The following is a 24,230-nucleotide window of genomic DNA, read 5'->3' on the forward strand; positions in this document are numbered from 1 at the left end:
TGTGAATAATAGTTACCAGGGAAAACTAACTGATAACTCTAGAAGAGTTGCTGTTCAATCTTCCGATCATAAACTTGAGCAACCTTCTACTAATCCTACTTCTATTACTGAAGATTCTAAAGTTAAAGCAAAGCTATCTGTTTCAGACTTAGCAAAATCACTTAACCAGTATGATTATCAAATTGGTCCATCTGATGTATTAAGCGTAGATGTATTTCAAGTGGATGAGATTTCTGAGGAAGAAATTGTAGTAGATAATGGAGGAACAATATCCTTACCCTTAATTGGCTCTATTCAGGCATCTGGACTAACCCCTGATGAATTAGAAGCCAATATTACTCAAATTTTAGGAGAAAAATATTTACAAAACCCTCAAGTAAGTGTTTCCATTGTGGAGCATGTGAGTAAACGATTCACTGTTGCTGGGGAAGTAAAAAAACCCGGACTTTTTCCTATTGAAGGACACACTACACTTGTACAAGCGATTTCTGCGGCTCAAGGTGAAGGAGAGTTTGCAAATCTATCTAAGGTAGGCTTAATTCGTACTATTGGAAAGGATAGAAAAATGTATTTTTATAATGTACATGCAATTCGTAACCAGAAAGCAATAGATCCTCAAATTCATGCTAATGATGTTGTGATTGTAAATCAAGATAAATTCGATGTATTTTGGGATGAAATGACTAGATTCTTTCATATATTCATAAGCCCAACCGCATTTTTCTAGTTTAGAATGGCAATCAAATATCCCTATCAGCAGCAAAGTTTACTTTTTGTTTATGATGCACTTATTATTTTTGCTGCTGCTTGTATTGCCCATAAAGCCTATTTAGGATCTTGGTTACTCCCTTCAGAGTATTATTTTGTAGTGGGCATGAGTACTTTGCTTACTGCTATCGTGTTTCCTCAATTTGGTTTGTATGAATTTAAACTATGGCATAAAGATTCTGTTTTAGATGGATTTAAATCCATCATTTTAGGCTGGGGGAGCGTTTTACTCACTTTAATTTTAATTGCCTTTATTACAAAGACAGGAGATAAATTTTCTAGAGGCTGGGCATTACTGTGGGCAGTTATAGGCTGGGGAGGACTATTAGCAGAGCGATTTTTTTGGCATTTATCCTCAAAATGGTTTATTGATCAAGGATTTTATCGAAAGCAAATTGTTCTAATAGGATCTTTAAAATCTAGCTTAGAAGTGATTGAACGAATTCAATCTTCACCTTGGGTGCGTATTGAAATCGTGGGTTTTTTCTGTGAAAATCCTGCTGATTTTAAAAATGAATTTAATTTACCTACTATAGGACATATCAAAGAAGCTGCTGCTTTTATCGAAGAAAAGGAAGTTAGCCAGGCATGGATTGCGATTTCTTTTGAAGAGGGTGGGCTAATCAAAGAGTTTATTCAAGATTTACATCACTCAACCGTAGATTTATGTCTTATTCCAGATATTTACGGCTTTCAATTACTTAATTACTCTACATCCGAAATTGCTGGGTTACCTGTTTTAAATCTATCAGCTACCCCTATTACAGGAATTAATATCCTTGTTAAGGATGTAGAAGACAAAGTACTAGCATTTTTCATTATTCTTTTAATTAGCCCTTTATTATTAATGATTGCTATAGGAATTAAATTGAGCTCGCCTGGACCTGTTATTTTTAAGCAGAAAAGGCATGGGTTAGGGGCAACCCCAATAACTATGTATAAATTTCGTTCCATGCATACTCATAAGGAAGATGGTAAAGTAACCCAAGCAATTAAAGGTGATTCAAGGATTTTTCCTTTTGGTGCTTTTTTACGAAAGACAAGTCTCGATGAGCTTCCTCAATTTTTTAATGTACTAGAAGGAACCATGTCTATTGTTGGTCCAAGACCTCATGCAATAGAACATAACGATGAGTATAAGCAGCTGATTGGGAGCTATATGCAGCGACATAAAATTAAACCGGGTATTACAGGGTGGGCACAAATCAACGGCTGGAGAGGAGAAACAGATACCCTTGAGAAGATGAAAAAGCGGGTAGAGTATGATCTTTACTACATTGAAAATTGGTCTTTTTGGCTTGATATTAAAATTATCTTAACTACCCTTTACAAGGGATTTATACATAAAAACGCTCGTTAAAATTAATTTATATTAATAAATTAATTCCCAGCCAAGCAGTCCATTCATCAAAAAATTCTTTTTTTAAGGCAGCTACTGCAGATCGTGGTTGAAGCGTGGGTTTAAATACGGATTCTCCTGATAGGGTAGTAGCATAACCACCTGCTTCTTGCAAGATTAAACTACCTGCTGCATAATCCCATATTTTTTGCCGTCCATGAAGATAAACATGACCTCTACCTGCAGCGAGCCAACACCAATCAAGTGCTACCGATCCTAAGCTTCTCTGAGAGCTATAAGGAGGATGGGTGGCAAGTCGAGTGGCAAGATCTGGGGGTAATCGTTTTAAATCAATTAAACCGATGCCATTGTTGAGTGGTTCATGAGGATAGATCTTTCCTAATACTTTTTCATTTATCCAAGCCCCTTGATTTTTTTGCGCACTAAAACATTCATCTCGCAATGGATCATATACTACTCCAGTTACGACTTCTTGATTCATAATTAAGGCTAGAGAAACGCTAAAACAGGGGATTCCTGCAGCAAAATTTCGAGTGCCATCAAGAGGATCTAAGCACCAAACTCCTTGAGTGGTATCTGAGAGTAATTGGGTTTGTTGGATTTCATCCATTTCCTCACCTAAAAAAGCAAATTGAGGCCAATGAGTAGTAAGCGATTCACTAATTTGCTTTTGCATAATTAAATCTGCCTCAGTGAGTAGACTACCATCAGCTTTCCATTGACTTTTAATCGTTGCAAATCGGTGAGGGAGATTCTCTTGTGCCGTATGAATAACGATTTGGCGTAACTGATCTAGATCTGGGCACATGGTAATAGCTATATTTTTAATTTATATCGAATAATGAATTATTAACTATGTTACAGCATATAGAGATAAACAAAAGCTAAAAAAAACCCCGAAGCCCCTAGGAGGATAGAGGTTTTCGGGGACTTACGTAAGTGGAGTTCTTTAAAACAGAGTCCAGTGTAAGTGAAGTGCAATTTAGCGTTAGCTATGGTTGTTTAGTTGAAATTTCTCTTGGATAAGGCTTGATTGCTGTTTCGCAAAATCCATCCTCAAGTCGTTCATAGGTGATCCATCCTAATTCATAAGAAACCACAGTACCTGAAGCAGAAACTTTTTTGTTATGCTCACTTTGAACCCAGCCTTTAGGTGTAACTAATATCGAATTACTTCTATTTAAATGATCATAATCAGTGCGATCAAAACCAAAAGTGGCACCACTATCTCTAAAAGGTTTTCCAGCTTCATTTGCTGAATGACACGACCATTGATTCATATTCCAAGAGGCAGCGCATTCGTATCTTAGTTTAGTTTTTTCGCTCCCATAGGCATTACTTCGGATTTCTTGAGTCCAGCTTCCTGTATTAGAATTGTATCTCCATATTTCATGAAAATGGGATTGAGGTTCTTTTTTCTCTCTGCTGAAAGTAACATGTTGTAGAATGAATGTGTTCTTTTCACCTTCCTTTTCCTTAAAGCTAATCCATTCCCTATTAGGATTGGCCAGTTCTTGCTTGTGTTGTTTAGAGAACATATCATGTGCTCCATCTTCAATAAAACGATAAGTAACATCAAAGCATCCTGAAACATTCTCTACATTTTCTATACCTTTAGGGGTAGTTTCTTGTGCTAAAGCAACATTTACTCCTCCTCCAATTAGGGTCGTTAATGTCAATATATGATGGTAACGTATCATGATAGCTCCTATATTTTATTTATCTTGAATTAAAATATCAAATAACAATTAAAATGTAAATGATAATCATTAATATTTTTTAAAAAATAAACTGTAAAGTACCACTAAAATTCCGACCTGGCATGGTAAACCGGTCAACAGGCAATCCACCAGTTCCTGCATCATTAGCCCCATTACCGTTAAGAAAATTACCAAGTACTCCACTATTTAAATTCCCCCAATCCCAGTATTTGGCATTGGTAAGATTATTGGCTCCAAAAAATAAGGTTAGATTTTCAACTGGGGAGTAATGAACAAAAAAGTCCATAGTGCCATATCCCGGAGGACGGAAAAAACTAGGATCACTCAATTTATAGTGCCGCTCAACTAACGTACCTACTAATTGAGCACCCCATTTAGATGTGGTGTAATCAAGGCTAGCAACTAACTTAGCCGGATCAACTGTATTGAGCGGTGAATAAAAATCATTTCCAGGCTCAATAAGCTCGCCCACAGCTTTAACCGCATTGCCTCGTAAAGACCAATTTCTTAGCGAATCATGAAAAGTACCTAGCTGTAGTAGTCCACTTAATTCAATCCCTTTAATCCACGCTTGGGAGGCGTTGACTGCTTGAAAAAATAAATTTGTACCTCCACCAGGCACCGTTTGAGATGCCCATGGAGGTACTTGGGAAGGGGACAGGGCATAGCCCTGCCATATAAAGTTGTCATAGCGGTTATAGTATGCAGTTGCATTAAACCAACCTACGTGTCCTTCTCCTCGTACACCAATTTCCATATTATGGCTGGTTTCCGCTTTGATATTTGGGTTGGGTAAAAACCCGATATTAAATCCAGGTCCTGCTTGTTCACTCCATCCTCCAGCGATATCGCTAAACAGTGGGGCTCTGAATCCATCGGCGTAGTTAGTATAAATACTAAATTCCTTGGTAAAGTGCCAGATAGCACCTAGTTTTGGCGAGAGATGGTTGACATTATAATCCTGCTTTGCAAATACAGGGTTGAAACGTTGGTATAGCGGATCATCTTCTGGCTGATAACTATAGTATTCTTCTCTTAGTCCCGGGGTAATGACTAAGCTGCGATCAAATAATTCAATTTTATACTCTCCAAATAGGGCATAGCGGTAAGTATTACTTTCAGGAATTAGATGCATAGGATAGTTACCTGGTAGAAATGCTCGACCACTACCTACTTCTCCAGTTGTTTTATTGACTCCATAGCCTGTTGCATTGGACTGGGTATTTGTAACCCATATTTGGGTCCCATAACTCAATTGATGATGAATTGGGCTCTGCTGCTCGTTATCATCAAGTGTTTTAGTCGCTACAAGTTTACCTCCTATTATTGTTTGCCTAAGTGGCATAGTATGAAAAAATCGATCAGTCGTTGCTGAATCAGTTTGAAGATCATTAATTGTTTGGCTTTGTTGCCAATAAGCCGTCCAATCTAGTTTATTAGCAAAAATAGAATCTAATTGCTGAAATTCTTGCCCTGCACTACCACGAATTCGAGTACTGCTGTCTTGGGAATTATAAAAATTCGGGGTAAATCCTGCCCGATCTGGCACTAACTGAGCCAAACCATCAGTGGTGGTATATTGTTGTAATACATCAAAAATTGCAAAATCTTTACGATTATTATCTGAATTATGTACGTATTTGGCATTTAAACTCTCAATATGATAGTGCATGGGATCAATTAAGGTACGGCTAGCCCCTGTTCCTCCTACCGTGCCCATATTGCTCATTTGGTGACCTGTACGATAATTTCCCGTGAGTAGAAAACCATGCTCTTGGTTACCTGCAGCAAGGGATGCAGTGGTGGAAAAGCTACCATCCACATTCGTATACTGTTGTTTAATAAATCCAGAGGCTAGCTGACCGGGTTTTAAATAATCAACTGGATCTTTTGTTCTAAGTAATACAGAGCCCCCTAAAGCAAAGGAAGGGTATAAAGCAGAGGCAGGACCTCGAATAATATCAACGTCTTTAAGTTGATCTAGGTTAATAAAATCCCGTCCACCACGCATAGTACCGCTAATATCACCCCCAAAAGAATCTGCCATAGGTACCCCGTCTATTTCCATATAGGTGCGATTACCGGACAGTCCTCTAATATTAAAGCTATCTAAGCCAAATCGACCTGCTGTACCAATTGCAGATACACCCGGCTCAAAACGAACAAGGTCACGAATAGTAAGATCCATTTGTTGATCCATTTGGCTACGACCGATAGTAGAGGTTGTTCCGGGAATATCTAACTTAATAGATGAAAGGGGGGCAGCTTCATGGGATTGAGCAGTGACTTTCATTTTAGAAAGCGGTTTTGCAGCTCGGTCACTTGTTATCTCTGAATCGTTGTCTTCTGATTTATCTGATGAAAATGCAGAGGCTGTTGTAAATGCAGTACAAATTATTATTGTTCGTAGTACAGAGTTCATTTTTATTAAAAATTAAAATGAAAATAATTATTATTTACATTTAAATATAATAAATATTTTTTAAAAGATCAACTCTAAAATATAGTGTGAAGAGAGGAGTGGGCAGGGGATATAGGTAGAATGCCCGATAGATTTTTAAAACAAGTCTCTTTGGCAAGCTGGGTAAAATTTTTCATAGCATGAAGTTCTTTTTCCTTAGTACGCACGGCAGCATATAGGGTTGCCCATAATCCCTCTTTACCTAAACTAAGGGAATTAACATCTCCTCGAGCAAGTTCATCGACAATTGCCCAGCTAGGCAACACAGTGACACCTCGATTACTTGCAACTAGCTGTAGAATCATTAGGGTAAGCTCTGCAGTTCTACGCCCAGCAGGACTAATCCTGGCAGGATCTAAAAAATGGGTATAAATACTTAGTCGGTGTTTTTCTACAGGATAGGTAATTAATATCTCATTTTTAAGATCAGCGGGATCAACCCAAGATTTCCCACTTAAAGAATGGGTAGGGGAAACCACCAATACCCCTTGAAATTGAAATAAGGGCTCATATCTAATATCAGGATGATCTACTGGATCAGAGGTAATGACTAAATCAATATTACCTCGCCGTAGGGCAGGCAATGGTTCAAAGCTAAAACCAAGGGAGAGATCCATCTCTATTTTGGGCCATTGGGTGCGAAACTTATTCATAGCAGGTAGAAGCCACTGAAAGCAGCTATGGCACTCCACGGCAATATGAAGCCGTTCAAGTTGTCCTTGTGCCATTCCAATTAAATCTCGTTCCGTAGATTCTACTTGGGGTAAAATGGATGTAGCCAGTTCCAATAAGCACATACCTGCTGAAGTAAATTGTAGTGGGTGGCTTTTTCTAATAAAAAGAGGGCAATCAAAATAATCTTCTAGAGACTTCAATTGATGAGAAATTGCTGACTGGGTCAAATGCAGATGATCAGCGGCTTTACTTACACTACCGTATTCTTGAAGGTTTAATAAGGTTTTTAAATGACGTAACTCAATGAACATATTTATTTTTAAAGTTTAAATTTTTTTATTTCTCTAAATAATAAATTAAAAAACCAGCTTACTTTAAGATACTTAGGATTTTTCAATAGTGAAAGGTACTTTTAAGGACGATCTACACTTTAATGATAGTAATTCTCTTCAGGATCCAGAACGACGTAAAGCACTAAAATTGATAGCGGTCACAGGTGCCTTACTTGCTACCGGATATGCTCCCTTTGTTCATACCTCTCTCCGTACTGAACAGGCAATTAGAAAACGTCTAGAAGAGACAATTTATAATGTGGTTGTCATTTATTTTGAAAATCATTCTTTCAATAGCTTATTTGCTGATTTTCCAGGACTATTAGATCCGTTGGCAAGTATGCCTCCTGAACTTTTAGTTCAACGGGACATTAATGGGGATATATTAAAACGATTACCTCCTATATGGAAAGGTCTTGTGCCCTATGAGCAAGTTGTGGGAAATCGCAAATACCAGCTTTTACAAGATTTTAATCATGCGCTTCCTAATGCTCCATGGGTTTTAACAGATGAAAGGGGTGATCCATTACCCCATAGCGTCATTCATCGTGATTTAATTCATGAATTTTACCGTAATCAACTGCAAATTAATGGAGGGCGTAATGACATGTTTGTCGCTTATAGTGATAGTGGCGCCCTACCTATGGCTCGATATACAACTACCAATGCAAATTTAAAGATGTGGCAGCTTGCTCAAGAAAATACCCTATGTGATCGCTGGTTTATGGGTAGCTTTGGGGGCTCTTTTTTGGCACATCAATACTTAATTGCTGCTCAACCTCCACTTTACCCTAGTGCTGATTGGGGCATTGCTAAGAATAAAATTACCCTGATTAAGGGGAAGCATGCACATGGAATTCATCCTATACTAGATAAATACTCCCCTATAAACCCTAAAAAAGGACCTCTAAAATTTTCTCGAATAGGATCACTTACCCCTGATTTTTATTGTGTCAATTCAATGGAACCACCTTATATGCCCTCAGGTATAGGTGCAGATAAAAAAAACCCCCATTTAACTAAACGGAATAGTTCAGCAGTGCTTCCACCACAACACCATGAGACCATTGGGGGGCGTCTAACTGATGCTGGTATTTCATGGGCTTGGTATGGGGGTGGGTTTCAAATGGCACTAGAGGGTAAGGGCTTTAATGGCATTCATGCTAATTTCCCGGAAGTGCCAAATTTCCAATATCATCATCAACCTTTTAACTATTTTAAGCGCTACGCTCCAGGTACTGAGGATAGAAAAAATCATCTACGAGATGGGGGTATAGGAAATAGTTCTCGTACCAATAAATTTCTAGCTGATGCAGAATCGGGTAACTTACCTCAAGTGGCATTTTATAAACCTCAAGGCAGCTTAAGTTTACACCCAGGTTATGCAGATGTAGATTCTGGGGATTTTCATATTGATAATATTGTTCATACTCTTAAACAAGGTCCCCAATGGGAGCATATGTTAATTTTAGTGTTACCCGATGAAAATGGCGGATTTTGGGATCATATCTCTCCTCCTAAAGGAGATCGTTGGGGACCGGGTACTAGAATTCCAGCGATCGTGATATCCCCATTTGCTAAACAAGGATTTGTAGATCACACCATCTATGATACAGGGTCAATACAGCGATTTTTAAATGTACGATTTGGACTTGAACCTTTACCCGGTATTATTACACGAGATGAGGCACTGGAAGCGGCAGGTACTCCCGCACCCGGAGATTTAACCAATTCCCTTGATTTTAATGCCTAGTTTCTTTTAATTTTTTATTGCTCTGTATGCAAATAAAGTATTTTTCCCAAGCCTGTGAAAATAATAAACAGCCTATTTTAGAGAGACTTAAGGTTATTTTTAAAGATACAGGTGAAGTCCTAGAAATAGGTAGTGGAACCGGGCAACATGCTGCTTATTTTAGTAGGCAATTGCCATATTTAACTTGGCAGCCAAGTGAGAAAGATATTGAATCTGTAGCAATTTTAAAGGAAAACTTAAGCACATTGGAATCATCTACAAATTTGTATAATCCTATCATTTTAAATGTGGCACAGAATCCTTGGTCAGTTTCTACTATAGAAGGTATTTTTAGTGCCAATACTTTGCATATTTGTGCTTGGGAAGAAGTACAATCTTTTTTTCAAAGGGTAGGCGAGATTTTAAAGCCAAATGGAATGATCTGTATCTACGGACCATTTCGTTATCATAATACCTATACTAGTGTTAGTAATGAGCAATTTGACACTTGGTTAAAATCCCGGAACCCTAAACAAGGGATCCGAGATTTTGAAGCCGTAAATAAGTTGGCACAAATTGCAGGATTATCCTTGCAACAAGATTATGCCATGCCAGCCAATAACCAACTACTGGTTTGGCAGAAATTTACTTAGTATTCTTTGCCTCCCTTCGCCTCTCCACACTGCGAGCTAATTCATGGAGCAGATCTGCACTTTCTTCCCAACCCATACAGGAATCGGTAATGCTTTGTCCATAGGTAAGCGGTTGACCTGGAACAATATCTTGGCGACCAGAGATTAAATGACTTTCTAACATGGCCCCAATAATACGTTGATCTTCTGCTGCAATCTGTGATGCTATATTCTTAGCTACTTGAATTTGTTGCTTAGGATCTTTACCGCTATTACCATGACTACAGTCAATCATAACTTGAGGGGCAAGTTCTGCTTTAGCCAATTTTTTAGCTGTACTATCAATACTCTCTTTATCATAGTTGGGAGTTTTTCCACCTCGTAGAATAAGATGGCAATCAGAATTGCCTGTAGTCGAAACAATGGCAGAATGACCTTCTCGAGTGACAGAAAGAAAATGATGAGGTTTTGAGGCAGATAAGATTGCTGCGATAGCAGGATCTGGACTACCGTTAGTAGCATTTTTAAATCCTACAGGACATGAAAGCCCAGAGGCCAACTCACGATGGACTTGGCTTTCAATAGTTCTAGCACCAATTGCACCCCATGAGATTGAATCGGCCACATATTGGGGACTAATTAAATCCAAAAATTCAGTAGCAGCAGGTATGCCAGCCGAGGCTAGATCGAGTAAAAGCTTACGGGCTAAATGCAACCCCTCATTAATCTGAAAACTATCGTTTAAATGGGGATCATTGATAAATCCCTTCCAACCTACGGTAGATCTGGGTTTTTCAAAGTAAACCCGCATAATAACTAATAAACTATCTTTTAGTTCACTTTTTAGTTGCTGAAGCCGCTTTGCATATTCCCAAGCAGCTTTAGGATCATGGATAGAACAAGGTCCTATAATTACAATTAACCGATCATCTTCACCTTTAAGAATTTTCTGAATTGCTTGTCGGGTTTGATAGACGGTTGCTGCTGCCTCATGAGTAATAGGCAGCTCTGCTTGAAGCTGGGCAGGTGGAATGAGTTCTTTTATTTCTTTAATACGTAAGTTTTCAGTAGGGAAATTCATGAATTATCTTAGATTTATTACTTTACACCTTTATTAAAGATGCTAAAAAAATAGATCTTTACTCCTTAGAATAAATTAATTTTGGACCTTAAAGGCTTATAGTATAGAGTGATTAGTATAAATTTTCAGGTTTGAATTAATTAAGAATTAATGATTTATGATGATAAATACCCCTTATTTTTTGGAATCTTCTTGTAATCGTATTTTACTACCCATTAAAGGGTTTCTCCAACGCCCTACATCTGGGGGTATTGTCTTAATTATTGCCACTATTTTTGCCTTAACTTTATCTACATGGCTCGGGGAACAAGCAATCTATCGATTCTGGAATCAATCATTAGAAATCCTAGCCAGCCAAGGCTTTAGCCTAAAACTCTCGTGGCATTATTGGGTCAATGATGGATTAATGTTTTTTTTCTTTTTGTTCGTAGGACTAGAGCTTAAATATGAAGTATTAGTAGGAGAGCTTTCTTCATTTAAAAACGCTTTGCTACCTGTTATTGCTGCGTTGGGGGGAATGATTGTCCCAGCGTGCATTTATGCAGGATTTAATACAGGCACTTTAGCTATATCAGGTTGGGGTATTCCAGTAGCTACTGATATTGCTTTTGCGGTAGGTATTTTAACTTTACTGGGAGATCGCATCCCTAAAAATCTCATTTTATTTTTAACTGCCTTAGCGATTGCCGATGACCTTGGTGCCGTAGTCGTCATTGCTCTTTTTTACACAGATACTATTAATACTCAAGCTTTATTATCCGCAGGGCTTTTATTTTTATTGCTGTTATTTTTTAATCGAAGCGGAATTAAAAGCCTCATTCCTTACCTATTAGTAGGGAGTGTGCTTTGGTACGCTATGCTGCTATCCGGAGTACACGCTACTCTCGCCGGTGTTTTACTGGCGATGACTATTCCTATTTATGGCTCTAGGGATATTAAAGATTTTGAGCAGAAAACTGAGGATTTCTCTAAAACAAAAAATAGAAATGGCTTATCTCACTTAGAATTTAACCAATCTATTTCAGAAATAATTGATACTGGGATTATTGCCCAAAGCCCCCTAAAGCGAATGGCAAACTCTCTTAATCTCTGGGTTGCTTTTGGAATTGTACCTATTTTTGCTCTTGCAAATGCCGGAATTGATTTAAGCCAAATCACTTGGTCTGATTTATTCTCAGAAAAAGTCACCTTAGGAGTTATGTTTGGGTTAGCCATAGGTAAATTTATTGGGATTAGCCTTTCTAGCTGGATTACCGTTCACTTAGGATGGGGAAGATTGCCCTCTGGAGTGGCTTGGCAGCATTTTTTTGGGATGTCATGGCTTGGAGGTATTGGCTTTACCATGTCTTTATTCATTAGCCAACTCTCTTTTACGGATATAAACCATATAGAGCAGGCGAAACTAGGTATTTTTCTTGCCTCTTTCCTTTCTGCCATCATAGGATTAGGCTGGCTTTATCAAGTTTCTCGTAAATCTTAGGATTTAAGATTCATTATGGCAGATATTCATTATCATATTTACCCCAAAAATCCCCAAGCCCATTTATTTGAAATTACCTTAACTATTTTAAATCCTAATCCTAAAGGGCAAAAGTTATTACTACCTGCCTGGATTCCGGGAAGTTATTTGATCCGAGATTTTGCAAAGCATGTAATACAGCTTAAAGCAGAATCTCGGGGGCAACTTATAGCCATAGAAAAAATAGATAAATCCACTTGGCAATGCGTTCCAGTAGCCCAATCTCTTAAAATCATCTACGAGGTCTATGCTTGGGATGACTCAGTGCGTACCGCTTATTTAGATACTTTTCGAGGGTTTTTTAATGGGAGTAGCGTATTTCTTAAAGTCATCGGGCAAGAAAACCAACCCTGTGAAATTACCATTTCACCCCCTATAGGAAAAGCTTATGAACATTGGAAAGTAGCCACTGCTTTTCAAGCTGCAGGAGCAAAGCCTTATAGTTTTGGAAATTATCAGGCAGATAATTATGAAGAGTTGATTGATCATCCAGTGGAAATGGGGCAATTTAGTTTGGCTACCTTTTATGCCTGTAATGTACCCCATGATGTTGTGATTTCAGGATATCATCGGACCGATATGGATCGGTTATGTAAAGATCTAAAAGTTTTATGTGAACACCATATTCGATTCTTCGGTGAACCGGCTCCTATGAAACGCTATGTCTTTCTAATTAAAGCAACCGGTGATGGTTATGGGGGATTGGAACATCGAGCTTCATCAGCATTAATTTGCAATCGGGATCATCTTCCCCAGATAGCCAGTCCTTTGAATAAAGAAGGCTATCGTACCTTTCTGGGTCTGTGTAGCCATGAGTATTTCCATACTTGGCAGGTAAAGCGAATTAAACCTATGGTATTTATTCCCTATGATTTAACCAAGGAAAACTATACCCGCCTACTTTGGGTATTTGAAGGAATCACTTCTTATTATGATGATCTTGCCTTAGTGCGTACAGGGTTAATTAGTTCAGAGAGCTATTTGTTTTTACTTTCCCATACCATTACTAGAGTATTGCAAGGATCAGGGAGATTAAAGCAAAGTTTAGCCGATTCTAGCTTTGATGCATGGACCAAGTTTTATCAGCAAGATGCGAATGCTCCCAATGCGATTGTCAGTTACTATGCAAAAGGATCTTTAGTTGCTTTAGCCTTAGATTTAACTTTAAGGCAAAAAACTCATGGGAAATGCTCCTTAGATGATGTGATGAAAATACTTTGGCAATCTTATGGTAAGCAAGGCCAAGGTTTATTGGAACATGAAATAGAACAACTCGTTCAAGAAATGTCTGGCTTAGATCTAACCGCATTTTTTGATCATGCTTTGCGAGGCACCGCAGATCTAGAGTTAGAATCTTTATTTCAATGGGTAGGCATTCACTACCAATTATATTATTCAAACAAAAAAGAGGAGCAACCTCAAGCAACGCTAGGAGTAAAACTAACGCCAAAAATATTAGAGGCAAAAGTTAGCCAGGTTTTTGATCATGGTACAGCGCAACTTGGAGGCATTGCAGCAGGAGATATCATTATTGCAATAGATGGCATTAAAGCCACGGCAGAGAATTTAGAAAATTTAATTGCTGCCTATCCTGTAGACACAACGATCACGCTTCATGCTTTTCGGGCAGATATCTTACATTCATTTCAAGTCATTCTAAAACCTGTTCTTAAAAATATCTGTCTTTTAAGTTTTAATGAACAGGCTTCTTCAGAGGCAATTATTACAAGAAAATCTTGGCTTAATTAAATTCTTAAACTATGTTTGTGGAGGGAGGATATTTTCAAAGAATTCCAAGACTATAAAAGATCTTTCTAAGATCGCATAAGAGGGAAAAACTATCATATTCTAAGTGCTTGTACTTAATGATTTATACAATCAATCATGAGAGGCATTTACTTTATGCATACATACATTAATTGTGCTGTGGTGAAACGCCAACTTAAACCAGCCCTAGCTGGCACTGCACTACTCACTCTAATTGCTTTGGCTACCCCAGTCTTGGCAGCTCCTATTACCTCCACCTTCAACTACACGGGAAGTGCCCAGACCTTTATAGCTCCCACAGCAGGTACCTACCAAATTATTGCTTATGGGGCGGCAGGTGGCTTTGATAACAGCGACAGCAACGGCGGTCTAGGTGGCGAGATAGGGGGAGGATTTTTTTCTTTCAGTGGGTGAGCTGCTCACTATCGATGTAGGGGGAGTAGGTGGTCCCGATAACAGAAGCAGCAGCAGTGAAAGCAGCGGTGGCAACGGCGGTGGTGGCAGAAGTGGCTTAGGCATACCAAGCGACGGCGGCACTTCTTTTCTAGCAACCAGTGCAACCAACATGATAGAACAGGCTGGTATTCAATCAGGCGATGGCTTAGTCACCATCACTTTCCTATCGCCTTCAGAAAGTGTCCCGGAACCTTACACTTTAAGTTTATTTGGGTTGGGATTACTTTTACTCGGGATTCGGATGAGATCATTGAGCTAAATAGGTTCTCTTTTGTTAGGGTGCACTTATAAGTGCACCCTAACAAAAACTCTTTAATATCTAATAATGAAGTAAAGAATGCACTGGGTATTCTTTAAGAATTTCTTTTCCATTTAAGAAATCTAATTCTACGATGAAAAAGCAGGCAGCTATGGTAGCTCCTAGCTGCTTAATTAGATCGCATGCCGCTTTAGCCGATCCCCCGGTGGCTAATAAATCATCTACCAATAAAACGTTATCTTTTGAGCTAAGGGCATCTTCATGGATTTCTAAAGCTGCAGTGCTGTATTCTGTTGTATAGGAAATTTCTCGTACTTTATAGGGAAGTTTGCCGGGCTTACGTAGAGGAATAAAGCTAACCCCTAACTCCCAAGCCATTAAAGATCCAAAAATAAATCCTCGAGCTTCGATTCCTGCAACCGCAGTAATATTTTGCCTTGAGAATAGGTTTAATCCATGACCTATAATGAACTTTAGTGCATCTGGGTCTTTAACAAGTGGGGTAATATCCTTAAATAAAATGCCGGGTTTGGGAAAATCTGGAATATCACGCACAATCCCTTTAAGTTGATCTATGTCCATAAATGTTTCTATGATTAAATATTATTAGTCGCTATCAATTATCCTGTTGAGTATACAAGACTAATTTCTAATTTTTACACTATGGTAAATACTTTTTTTAGATTTTTTTACGTTTTTTTAATTATATGTATTGTCAGTGGATGTGCGTCTCATAAAAAAAATGTTGCAAAACAGGGATTGTATACCCTAGAAGTAGAGCGGGTGATTGAACAGCCCTCTGGTGAGGCAAGGGAGCGGATTTTAGAGATAAAACCTTTTCGAATAAGTCCTCGTTATCAAGATATTACCCTAACTTACCAGAAGAATAATTCTTGGTTTCAGACAGAGCGGAACCAAGCATTTATTCAGCCCCCAGAGATTTTGATTACAGATCAGGTCAGTCGATATTTAAGCCATACAGGGCTTTTTAATACTGCTATTCAAGGCAAAACTAAACTTAAAGTTACCCAAACTTTAGAAGGGGCAATTACGGCTTTATATGGGGATTTTGATAGCCCTAAGGGACCTTTAGCCATTATGGAAATCCAGTTTTTTCTCCTTGAACCATCTCCTGAAGATTATTCGATTGAAGATCTTATGCAAATTCAGAACGAAAAAAAGAAGAAGAAAAAATCAGTACAAGATAATCCTTTAAAAATTGTATTACAAACAGGTTTTAGAATCGAAACGGAAATTGTAAAACCTACTCCAGAATCTTTAGTGCAAGGATGGAATAATGGATTAGAGAGTATTTTGCAAAATTTTGAGAGTGATTTAAAAAAATTTTTTAAAGAGAGAAATTCATCTGAGTATCCAGATGAGTAAATTTCACTATTTATATCACTCATTCCCCTATTTTAGGCAATTGGATAATCTCGATATATAATAACTGTCTTAGCCTACCTAAATAAACTCATAGATAGAAGGAATATTAAATCGTTATGGATGATATTGCCCTAGAAGTTCTTCCCGTTAATATCGAAGATGAGATGAAACAATCTTATCTCGATTACGCTATGAGCGTAATTGTGGGTAGAGCATTACCGGATGTACGAGATGGGCTAAAACCTGTGCATAGACGGGTGTTATATGCGATGGAGCAACTCCATAATGATTGGAATAAACCCTACAAAAAATCAGCAAGAATTGTGGGAGATGTGATCGGTAAATATCATCCTCATGGAGATACTTCAGTTTATGATGCGATTGTAAGAATGGCACAGCCTTTTGCAATGCGCTATCCGTTGATAGATGGTCAAGGAAATTTTGGCTCTGTCGATGGCGATCCTCCTGCAGCGATGCGTTATACCGAAATTCGCATGGCAAAAATTTCCCATGAGTTACTTGCTGATCTCCATAAAGAAACGGTAGATTTTGTCCCAAATTATGATGAAGTAGAACAAGAGCCTGTTGTTTTACCTACGAAAACACCTAACTTACTAGCTAATGGATCCTCTGGGATTGCGGTAGGGATGGCCACTAATATTCCACCTCATAATCTTGGAGAAGTGCTTAATGCGTGTATTGCACTAATCGATGATCCTGATCTAGGAGTGGATGAATTAATTAAGTATATTCCGGGACCAGATTTTCCCACCTCTGGAATTATTAATGGTATCGATGGGATCTTAAGTGCTTATCGTACAGGTCGAGGGCGAGTTTTCATTCGAGCACGTACTTATATAGAAAATAATGAAAAGAGTGCTAAACAAAGTATTATTGTTACTGAGTTACCTTATACCGTAAATAAAGCTCGTCTGCTTGAGAAAATTGGTAGCCTTGTTAAAGAGAAAAAGATTGAAGGTATTGTAGGTCTTCGAGATGAGTCTGATAAGGAAGGAATGCGGATGGTCATCGAAGTGCGCAGAGGGGATATACCTGAGGTGATACTTAATCAGCTTTATATTCATACCCAGCTACAGACTGTATTTGGAATTAACATGGTTGCCCTTGTGAAGGGACAACCGCAGGTATTAAATCTAAAGCAAGTACTGACCTATTTTATTGAGCATCGTCAAGAGGTAGTAACACGGCGCACTATTTTTGACTTAAGAAAAGCAAGGGAGCGGGCTCATATTTTAGAGGGATTAGCTTTAGCATTGACCAATATTGATCCTATTATCGCTTTGATTAAGGCTTCACCTAATTCAGCAGCAGCTAAGGAAGCACTTTTATCCCAATCTTGGTCATTAGGTTTTGTAGCAGATATGTTACAACGGATGGGTAGTGATATTTCTAGACCAGAAAATTTGGATAAAAATTATGGAGTTATAGAAAATAACTACTATTTATCCCCCATTCAAGCACAAGCAATACTAGATATGCGTCTTCATCGATTAACAGGATTAGAGCAAGATAAAATTATTGATGAATATGTACAAATCATTGCTTTAATTCAATCGTTATTAGAGATTCTCTCTAACCCTAATCGACTGATGGCAGTGATTAGAGAAGAATTAACAGAAATAAAAAGCCAATATATTAGTCCTCGTCGTACTGAAATTAGAGATGAGCGCGTTAATGTTGCCATTGAGGATTTAATTCAAGAAGAAAGTGTAGTGGTTACTTTATCTCATGGTGGTTATATAAAATCTCAGAGCTTAGATACTTATCGTGCTCAAAAACGAGGTGGTAAGGGTAAAGCGGCAACCACCATGAAAGAAGAGGATTTTATTGATAAACTCTTTATTGGTAATACCCATGATACGCTATTATGTTTTTCAAGCCGAGGTAAAGTATATTGGAAAAAGGTTCATGAACTTCCTCAAGGAGGAAGAACTACTCGTGGAAAACCTATCGTTAATCTACTTCCTTTAGATTCTGATGAGAAAATCAATGCAATTCTTGCAACACGGGAATTTGATGAGGGTAGGTATATTTTTATGGCAACTGCTTCAGGGGTTGTGAAAAAAACATCGCTACTAGAATTTTCTAGACCTCGTGCTAATGGCATTATTGCTCTAGATTTAGATGAAGAGGATTATTTGATTAATGCAGTGCTTACCGATGGTCAGCAGGAAATTATGTTATTTAGTTCTGAAGGTAAAGTCATTCGGTTTTCAGAACAAGAAGTGAGATCTATGGGGAGAACAGCACGAGGTGTAAAAGGAATTGACCTTAATACAAGTGGCCGAGTAATTGCCCTAGTAATTGCAGAAGGTGGTGCTATCTTAACTACAACAGAGCTAGGTTATGGGAAATGCACACCGATTACTCAATACCGCCTTCAAGGGCGGGGGGGGAAAGGAATTATTTCTATTCGTACTACCCCTAAGAATGGTCAAGTGATTGGGGCTACTCAAGTGGAAAGAGAAGATGATATTGTATTAATTACAAATAATGGTACCTTAATTCGCAGTCCTGTAGAAGGCGTTCCCCTGATGGGACGAAATACTCAAGGGGTTAAATTAATTAATCTTTTGAGTGGTGATCGTTTAGTGGGTATTGATCGAATTGTTGAAGAAAGTGAATCTACATAATAAATTAAAATTATTGAGGAATTAGAGGCAATGGCACGTATCTATAATTTTAGTCCTGGTCCAGCAATGCTTCCCAGTGAGGTCATGGAGCAAGCAAGGGATGAGATACTTAACTGGCATAATACGGGAATGTCAGTCATGGAAATGTCTCATCGAGGCAAGCAATATACAGAGATTGCTGAAGAATCTGAAGCAGATTTTAGAGAGTTACTGTCAATCCCGAGTAACTACAAAGTATTATTTTTACAAGGAGGTGCTGCAACTCAATTTGCTATGGTACCTATGAATTTATTACGTGGTAAGAAAAAAGCAGATTATCTATGCACAGGACACTGGTCCGAAAAAGCGATAGAAGAAGGACAAAAATTCTGTGAAGTAAATGTCGTTGCAAATACTAAGAGTACTAAATTTACTCATATTCCTGCTCAACAAGACTGGAATTTAAATTCAGAGGCAGCCTACTTCCATTACACTCCTAATGAAACTATTGCTGGAGTAGAGTTTCACTGGATTCCAGAAATAGGTAATGTACCTCTTGCGGTGGATATGTCTTCTACTCTGTTATCTCGACCTATCGATGTTAGCAAATTTGGTGTGATTTATGCGGGAGCACAAAAGAATATTGGCTGTGCAGGATTAACAATCATTATCGTCCGAGAAGATTTGATAGGTCAAACACTATCTGGAACACCTACTATGTTTGACTATCAAATCCACGCTAAAAATAATTCTATGTACAATACCCCATCTACTTATCCATGGTATATCTCTAGTCTAGTATTTAAGTGGTTGAAGAAAAAAGGCGGGCTTGCGGCTATGGCAGAAATAAATCATAAAAAAGCAGAGACTCTCTATGGATTTGTTGATAATAGTAGTTTTTACACTAACCCAGTAGATCCAACATGCCGCTCTTGGATGAATGTACCTTTTATCTTAGCTAATTCTAATTTAGATGAGCAATTTCTTAATCAAGCTAAACAAGCAGGATTAGCAAATTTAAAAGGACATCGATCTGTTGGTGGAATGAGGGCAAGTATTTATAACGCAATGCCTCAAGAAGGTATCAACGCTTTAGTGGATTTTATGAAAGAATTTGAGCGTACCAAAGGATAGTTAATTATCAATCATCTTAGCACTATAACCATATAGTAGAGTGGGAGTATTTTATGTATAAGATTCAAGTATTAAATAATATTTCTGAAAAAGGGTTAGAACGACTCTCTAAAGATCACTATGAAATAGTTTCAGAATCAAAACACCCAGATGCTATTCTTTTACGCTCTTATAATATGCATGATATGGCTATTCCCTCTACGCTAAAAGCGGTAGGTCGTGCAGGGGCAGGTACTAATAATATTCCAGTATCTAAATTAAGCAAGCAAGGCATTGCTGTATTTAATACGCCTGGAGCAAATGCTAATGCAGTGAAAGAATTAGTGCTTGCAGGATTATTTTTATCTGCAAGAAATATTTGTCAAGCATGGCAAGCAGCTGCTGCTTTAACTGGAACTGATGATCAAATTCACTTAGAAGTAGAATCGCAAAAAAAGAAATTTGTAGGTATTGAGTTGCCTGGAAAAACCCTAGGTATTGTAGGACTAGGAGCAATTGGTGTTGAAGTCGCAAATGCTGCTCTAAATTTAGGGATGCGGGTGATTGGTTATGATCCGCAGATTACTGTTAATCGTGCTTGGGCATTATCAGCCAGTGTAGAACAAGCAGAAAGCTTAGAGTATCTTTTATCTCAAGTAGATTTCTTATCCCTGCATGTTCCCTTAGTAGATTCAACGAAAGGTTTTATTAATGAAAAAAGTTTAGCCGGAATTAAAAAAGGAGCAAGAATACTTAATTTTGCTCGTGCAGAAATTGTAGTAGAAGAGGCAATTGTCAAAGCAATTAAAGGAGGTAAAATTGCTGCCTATATCTGTGATTTTCCAGGAAACCACTTAAAGGGACATCCACAAATTATTACGTTACCTCACCTTGGTGCCTCAACCCATGAAGCAGAGGAAAATTGTGCCATAATGATTTCCGAGCAAATCCGTGATTTCTTGCAGGATGGCGCAGTGCGTAATTCAGTAAATTTTCCAGATGCTATGTTACCTAGAACTGAAGGTTGGCGGCTTGCCATCATTAATGCTAACGTGCCTAACATGGTAGCACAAATTTCTACCCATATTGCTCACCAAGGTCTTAATATTGTAGATATGATTAATAGATCAAAAGGTAATCTTGCTTATACTCTTATTGATATTGATCAACATATTCCAGGAAATTTACTCAATATGCTTCGCAATACTTCAGGAATATTTTCAGTACGGGTTTTATAAATTTGCTGCTCATCAATTATGGATGGTAATCAATTACAGCTACAAAAAATTAGAGCAGAAATTGATATTATAGATGAGCAGATACAAAAATTAATTAGCGATAGGGCAAAATTAGCTTGCAAAACAGCACAGTTGAAGAAATCACTGGATATGGATGCAAGCTGTTTTCGCCCAGAGCGTGAAGCAGATATATTACGCCGAGTAATTTCACGTAACCAAGGACCACTAGGTGGAAAGGAAATGGCTCGGCTATTTCGTGAAATTATGTCTGCCTGTCTTGCATTAGAAACACCTTTAACAGTTTCCTATCTAGGTCCAGAAGGAACATTTACTGAGGCAGCTGTATTAAAACACTTTGGTTTATCAGTTAATGCTAGATCTGTTACAGGAATTAGCGATATTTTTCGAAATGTGGAGGAGGGTTTAGCCCATTACGGAGTTGTTCCTGTAGAGAATTCTATAGAGGGAGCAATTACTCATACTTTAGACGAGTTTTTTAACACATCCTTACAAATTTGTGGCGAAGTTGAACTTGCTATCCATCATCACTTATTAAGCAGCAATAGTGCTATCGCTAATATAGATCGGGTGTACGCTCATCCTCAAGCACTAGCTCAGTGTAGGAAATGGTTAGATACTCATTTAGAAGCATCTTGTGAACGGATTCCAGTCAATAGTAATGGAGAGGCAGCCCAAAGAGCTGTCAATGAGCTAAATTGTGCTGCGATTGCAGGAGAGCGTGCTCAAAAAATTTATAACCTACAATGTTTGGCATCCTATATAGAAGATAATCCTAGAAATACTACTCGCTTTCTTATTATTGGTACTCAAAAAATAACATCTAGTGGAAATGATAAAACTTCACTACTTATTTCTGGACCAAATCAACCAGGATTACTATATAGCTTACTTCGGCCGCTAGCAGAAAATCAGATTAGTATGACTCATTTAGAATCAAGACCTTCTCGATGTGGTCAGTTATGGGAATATACCTTTTTTATCGATTTGGAAGGTCATCAAGATTCACCCAGCATGGTGGATGCGTTATCTGAATTAAAAAAACAAGCCTCTTTTTTTAAGCTTTTAGGATCTTATCCAAAAGCTGTTTTGTAGATGATCAAATATTAATGACTGAAAATTTATTTACTCAATTTGCATCAGCAGGAGTGCAAAGTCTTACTCCTTATCAGCCTGGTAAACCTATTGAGGAACTAGAGCGGGAATATAGAGTAGAAAATGCGATTAAACTGGCTTCAAATGAGAATCCTCTAGGACCTAGCCCCCTTGCATTAAAAGCAATGAATAATGTACTTAAAGGGATCTCCCGATATCCAGATGGGAGTGGGTTTCTTCTTAAATCTGCGCTGTCTTCTCATTTAGATGTTAATTCAGAATATATTACCCTAGGCAATGGTTCCAGTGATTTATTGGACTTTATAGCTCGTATTTTTATCTCTGAGTCTCATGAAGTACTTTATTCCCAATATTGCTTTGCTCTTTATCCGTTATTAACTAAAATTCAAAGTGCAAAAGGAAGGGAAATTCCTGCTAAAAACTTTGGTCATGATTTAATAGCGATGGCTGCAGCAATCAATGATCGTACTCGACTTATTTATATTGCAAATCCAAATAATCCAACAGGTACATGGCTATCTCGCCACGAATTAGAATCTTTTTTAGATTCTATCCCTAAACATGTGTTTGTAGTGTTAGACGAAGCTTATTATGAGTATGTGGATGAAAAAGATTATCCTAGATCTATAGATTGGCTTAATCGCCATCATAATCTATTAATTACTCGAACTTTTTCCAAAGTATATGGGCTTGCTGGATTACGTATTGGCTATGGTTTATCCCATCCTGATTTAGCTGACTTGATGAATAGGGTACGCCCCCCATTTAATGTCAATAATCTTGCACTAGCTGCTGCTCTAGCTGGGTTAGAGGATCAAGAGCATATCCAGCGTAGTTTAAAAATAAACCGTGAAGGGATGAAGCAGTTTGTAGAGGCATTTACTCAACTAGGGCTAGCTTATATTCCCTCTGTAGCAAATTTCATTACAGTAGATATGGGAAGAACTGCTGATGTGATTTATGAATCTTTACTTGCAAAGGGAGTGATTGTAAGACCTATTGTAAACTATGGACTACCTAACCATTTACGAGTTACGGTAGGTACGAAAGAAGAAAATACCTTTTTTATTCAATCTATAAAACAAGTACTTGAGGAAATCTAATGATCCAACGCTTATGTATCGTAGGCCTTGGGTTAATTGGTAGCTCTCTTGCACTCGCACTAAAACGTCGTGGAGCAGTAAATGAAGTTATAGGCTATGATTGTAGTGCCGAACATAGGGAAAAAGCATTAAATTTAGGCATTGCTGATCGGGTAGAGGCTAATCTTAAAGATGCCCTAAGAGAGGCTGATATAGTTGTGTTATCAGTACCTGTGGGTGCAATGAAGGGTTTATTTCAGAAAATAGCACCTGATTTAAGTGCTCAAACTATTATGACTGATGTAGGAAGTGCAAAAGGGGTGGTTACTAAATTCGCCTACGCTTATCTTAGATCGCATCTTCATAATTTTATACCTGGTCATCCTATTGCGGGAATTGAAAAAAATGGACCAGAGTCAGCTGATTCCCGATTATTTGTTCATCATAAAGTTATTTTAACGCCTCTACCAGAAAATAACCCTTTAGCAATTGAACAAGTAACTAAAATGTGGGAATACACTGGTGCAACTGTTGTGAAAGTAAGTATTTCTCATCACGATGAAGTATTAGCGATGACTAGTCATCTCCCTCATATTCTTGCTTATGCTCTAGTTGATTTATTTAGCCAATGTGAACACCCAGAAGATTTTTTACAATTTTCAGCCGGTGGATTTCGAGATTTTTCTCGGGTTGCAAGTAGCAATCCGATTATGTGGCGAGATATTTGTATCGCTAATCATATCCCACTGTTAAATTTAATTGATCAATATATAGATAAGCTAGGAGATATTAGGGAGGCAATTCTTCAGCAGGATGCAAATACGCTCACAGAGCTATTTACTCGAGCAAAATCCATTCGAGATTCTTATCTATAGACTAGA

At 38.0% G+C, this 24,230-nt stretch carries 21 protein-coding genes; 15 read left to right on the plus strand and 6 right to left on the minus strand.

The features are described from left to right. Position 1: 1 nt before the first annotated feature. Both OOL07_RS04415 and OOL07_RS04420 read left to right on the plus strand, forming a co-directional pair. Positions 2 to 727, plus strand: coding sequence for a polysaccharide biosynthesis/export family protein (locus tag OOL07_RS04415; protein ID WP_264695252.1), 726 nt, complete (start codon positions 2 to 4; stop codon positions 725 to 727). Positions 728 to 733: 6 nt separating this feature from the next. Beyond that, the gene (locus OOL07_RS04420; protein WP_264695254.1) at positions 734 to 2,128 is read left to right on the plus strand and encodes an undecaprenyl-phosphate glucose phosphotransferase; all 1,395 of its coding nucleotides are present in this window, start codon (positions 734 to 736) and stop codon (positions 2,126 to 2,128) included. Between the two features lie 7 nt (positions 2,129 to 2,135). Here OOL07_RS04420 and OOL07_RS04425 read toward each other — a convergent pair whose 3' ends face one another. The 4 genes from OOL07_RS04425 to OOL07_RS04440 all read right to left on the minus strand — a co-directional run bounded on the left by OOL07_RS04425 (position 2,136) and on the right by OOL07_RS04440 (position 7,296). Then, a complete protein-coding gene (locus OOL07_RS04425; protein ID WP_264695256.1) occupies positions 2,136 to 2,936 on the minus strand; it encodes an inositol monophosphatase family protein in 801 nt (266 codons plus the stop codon). A 184-nt stretch (positions 2,937 to 3,120) separates the two neighbouring features. Next, positions 3,121 to 3,828 (minus strand): DUF6607 family protein, encoded by a 708-nt coding sequence (locus OOL07_RS04430; protein ID WP_264695258.1) that lies wholly within the window; start codon positions 3,826 to 3,828, stop codon positions 3,121 to 3,123. A 79-nt stretch (positions 3,829 to 3,907) separates the two neighbouring features. Then, the gene (locus tag OOL07_RS04435) at positions 3,908 to 6,271 is read right to left on the minus strand and encodes a TonB-dependent hemoglobin/transferrin/lactoferrin family receptor (RefSeq protein WP_264695259.1); all 2,364 of its coding nucleotides are present in this window, start codon (positions 6,269 to 6,271) and stop codon (positions 3,908 to 3,910) included. 74 nt (positions 6,272 to 6,345) lie between these two features. Further along, positions 6,346 to 7,296, minus strand: coding sequence for a LysR family transcriptional regulator (locus tag OOL07_RS04440; RefSeq protein WP_264695261.1), 951 nt, complete (start codon positions 7,294 to 7,296; stop codon positions 6,346 to 6,348). An 88-nt stretch (positions 7,297 to 7,384) separates the two neighbouring features. Here OOL07_RS04440 and acpA point away from each other — a divergent pair, with 88 nt between their 5' ends. Together acpA and OOL07_RS04450 are read left to right on the plus strand one after the other, a co-directional pair. Beyond that, on the plus strand, positions 7,385 to 9,070 hold the full coding sequence (gene acpA / locus OOL07_RS04445; protein ID WP_264695263.1) for an acid phosphatase: 1,686 nt from the start codon (positions 7,385 to 7,387) through the stop codon (positions 9,068 to 9,070). Between the two features lie 26 nt (positions 9,071 to 9,096). Next, on the plus strand, positions 9,097 to 9,702 hold the full coding sequence (locus OOL07_RS04450) for a class I SAM-dependent methyltransferase (RefSeq protein ID WP_264695265.1): 606 nt from the start codon (positions 9,097 to 9,099) through the stop codon (positions 9,700 to 9,702). Here OOL07_RS04450 and OOL07_RS04455 read toward each other — a convergent pair. Continuing rightward, positions 9,695 to 10,762 (minus strand): 3-deoxy-7-phosphoheptulonate synthase, encoded by a 1,068-nt coding sequence (locus tag OOL07_RS04455; protein ID WP_264695267.1) that lies wholly within the window; start codon positions 10,760 to 10,762, stop codon positions 9,695 to 9,697. The two genes, OOL07_RS04450 and OOL07_RS04455, sit on opposite strands and share 8 nt — an antisense overlap. 157 nt (positions 10,763 to 10,919) lie before the next feature. Here OOL07_RS04455 and nhaA point away from each other — a divergent pair, with 157 nt between their 5' ends. The 4 genes from nhaA to OOL07_RS04475 all read left to right on the plus strand — a co-directional run bounded on the left by nhaA (position 10,920) and on the right by OOL07_RS04475 (position 14,763). Next, positions 10,920 to 12,242 carry a Na+/H+ antiporter NhaA gene (nhaA, locus tag OOL07_RS04460; RefSeq protein WP_264695268.1) on the plus strand — a complete coding sequence of 441 codons (1,323 nt, stop codon included), beginning with the start codon at positions 10,920 to 10,922 and terminating at the stop codon, positions 12,240 to 12,242. A gap of 15 nt (positions 12,243 to 12,257) precedes the next feature. Beyond that, positions 12,258 to 14,030: a M61 family metallopeptidase gene (locus OOL07_RS04465; RefSeq protein ID WP_264695270.1), complete on the plus strand. Its 1,773-nt coding sequence runs from the start codon at positions 12,258 to 12,260 to the stop codon at positions 14,028 to 14,030. 153 nt (positions 14,031 to 14,183) lie between these two features. Beyond that, a complete protein-coding gene (locus OOL07_RS04470) occupies positions 14,184 to 14,462 on the plus strand; it encodes a hypothetical protein (RefSeq protein ID WP_264695272.1) in 279 nt (92 codons plus the stop codon). A 151-nt stretch (positions 14,463 to 14,613) separates the two neighbouring features. Continuing rightward, positions 14,614 to 14,763 carry a PEP-CTERM sorting domain-containing protein gene (locus tag OOL07_RS04475; protein ID WP_264695274.1) on the plus strand — a complete coding sequence of 50 codons (150 nt, stop codon included), beginning with the start codon at positions 14,614 to 14,616 and terminating at the stop codon, positions 14,761 to 14,763. Positions 14,764 to 14,823: 60 nt separating this feature from the next. Here the strand turns inward: OOL07_RS04475 and OOL07_RS04480 are convergent, their stop codons facing one another. Continuing rightward, positions 14,824 to 15,345, minus strand: a complete 522-nt coding sequence (locus OOL07_RS04480; protein WP_264695276.1) for an adenine phosphoribosyltransferase — start codon at positions 15,343 to 15,345, stop codon at positions 14,824 to 14,826. An 81-nt stretch (positions 15,346 to 15,426) separates the two neighbouring features. On the opposite strand from OOL07_RS04480, the gene OOL07_RS04485 reads away from it, so the two are divergent. The 7 genes from OOL07_RS04485 to OOL07_RS04515 all read left to right on the plus strand — a co-directional run bounded on the left by OOL07_RS04485 (position 15,427) and on the right by OOL07_RS04515 (position 24,224). Further along, on the plus strand, positions 15,427 to 16,149 hold the full coding sequence (locus tag OOL07_RS04485) for a hypothetical protein (protein WP_264695279.1): 723 nt from the start codon (positions 15,427 to 15,429) through the stop codon (positions 16,147 to 16,149). A gap of 116 nt (positions 16,150 to 16,265) precedes the next feature. Further along, positions 16,266 to 18,803 carry a DNA gyrase subunit A gene (gyrA, locus tag OOL07_RS04490; RefSeq protein WP_264695281.1) on the plus strand — a complete coding sequence of 846 codons (2,538 nt, stop codon included), beginning with the start codon at positions 16,266 to 16,268 and terminating at the stop codon, positions 18,801 to 18,803. Between the two features lie 30 nt (positions 18,804 to 18,833). Continuing rightward, on the plus strand, positions 18,834 to 19,916 hold the full coding sequence (gene serC / locus OOL07_RS04495; RefSeq protein WP_264695283.1) for a 3-phosphoserine/phosphohydroxythreonine transaminase: 1,083 nt from the start codon (positions 18,834 to 18,836) through the stop codon (positions 19,914 to 19,916). Between the two features lie 53 nt (positions 19,917 to 19,969). Further along, positions 19,970 to 21,133 (plus strand): phosphoglycerate dehydrogenase, encoded by a 1,164-nt coding sequence (locus OOL07_RS04500; protein ID WP_264695285.1) that lies wholly within the window; start codon positions 19,970 to 19,972, stop codon positions 21,131 to 21,133. Between the two features lie 18 nt (positions 21,134 to 21,151). Next, entirely contained in the window at positions 21,152 to 22,246 is a 1,095-nt protein-coding gene (pheA, locus tag OOL07_RS04505) for a prephenate dehydratase (RefSeq protein WP_264695287.1), read from the plus strand. A 14-nt stretch (positions 22,247 to 22,260) separates the two neighbouring features. Further along, positions 22,261 to 23,370 carry a histidinol-phosphate transaminase gene (gene hisC, locus OOL07_RS04510; protein ID WP_264695289.1) on the plus strand — a complete coding sequence of 370 codons (1,110 nt, stop codon included), beginning with the start codon at positions 22,261 to 22,263 and terminating at the stop codon, positions 23,368 to 23,370. Further along, positions 23,370 to 24,224: a prephenate dehydrogenase gene (locus tag OOL07_RS04515; RefSeq protein ID WP_264695291.1), complete on the plus strand. Its 855-nt coding sequence runs from the start codon at positions 23,370 to 23,372 to the stop codon at positions 24,222 to 24,224. Before hisC ends, OOL07_RS04515 begins: the two co-directional genes overlap by 1 nt. Positions 24,225 to 24,230 lie beyond the last annotated feature (6 nt).

The organism is Candidatus Nitrosacidococcus sp. I8 (assembly GCF_945836005.1).
Classification (GTDB): Bacteria; Pseudomonadota; Gammaproteobacteria; order Nitrosococcales; family Nitrosococcaceae; genus Nitrosacidococcus.